The organism is Klebsiella sp. A-Nf5 (assembly GCF_002810545.1).
GTDB classification, from domain to species: Bacteria; Pseudomonadota; Gammaproteobacteria; order Enterobacterales; family Enterobacteriaceae; genus Klebsiella; species Klebsiella variicola.
Genome location: NZ_PIOG01000248.1, coordinates 1 through 489, shown reverse-complemented (window position 1 = coordinate 489; position 489 = coordinate 1). Strand labels below are relative to the sequence as shown.

The window sequence follows — 489 nt, the reverse complement described above, 5'->3', positions numbered from 1 at the left end:
AGAAGGACTCGAGCTTACGGCGTGGCGCTAAGCTGCTACAGGTTGGCGCATCCCTATACGGATTGAGAGGAGCCACAATGTCAGCAGCAGACGCCACCACATCATTATCTGGGCAGATATCCCTTCGATTTGTTGAGCTTCGCCAGTTCCGCCGACTTGGTAAGGTCCAGCTTGAGGTTGATCCAAAGACTACTATTCTCGTCGGTGCTAATAATAGCGGCAAAACATCAATTCTGGCAGCGCTGCGCCATTTCCTCGCAGATGGTTCGCCATTTGGTGCTTTTGACATCAGTGTTTCTCAATGGCCAAAATTGCGGGAACTTGGAAGAGCTTGGGACGTATTAGAGGAAGATCCGTCCACTTCTGGCGCATCCGAAGGTGAATGGGGAGAGCAACTTGGAACCTTACTTTCGGCGATGCCAACGCTAGATCTATGGTTCGATGCTAAGGCTGGTATGTTCCACTATGTGTCCCCGTTCTTGTCAAAAT

At 50.5% G+C, this 489-nt stretch carries 1 protein-coding gene; it reads left to right on the top strand.

The window, feature by feature from the left end; genetic code table 11:
* Positions 1-77 precede the first annotated feature (77 nt).
* The coding region (locus CWM53_RS23365; protein WP_165785126.1) for an AAA family ATPase at positions 78-489 on the top strand (412 nt) is incomplete at its 3' end.